General features: G+C 36.3%; 1 protein-coding gene. It reads left to right on the forward strand.

The genetic code is table 11. The annotated features are described in order from the left end of the window. Window positions 1–23 precede the first annotated feature (23 nt). On the forward strand, window positions 24–333 hold a 310-nt coding region (locus tag ACYQ3Q_RS28585; protein WP_459931759.1), incomplete at its 3' end, for a reverse transcriptase domain-containing protein.

Here is a 333-nt window from a genome sequence, read left to right on the forward strand (position 1 = left end):
TTTCCATATATAAGAAATATAATTTGAAGCTTGATGAAAATCTCGATGATTTGCTTGATAGTATGAAACGTCAGGCATATAAGCCACAACCAGTGAAGAGAGTATACATACCAAAAGTCGGTTCTAATAAAATGAGACCGCTGGGTATACCAGCCTATGAAGACAAGCTGGTGCAGAAAATACTGAGTGATATTCTAAACGCTGTGTTTGATGGGGATTTCCTCGATTGCTCATTTGGGTTCAGACCAAACAGAAGTTGTCACGATGCACTAAAAGCAGTTAATAAAATTATTGGTGATAAGAAGATAAACTATGTAGTAGACGCTGATATTA

Source organism: Desulfosporosinus burensis (genome assembly GCF_054657535.1).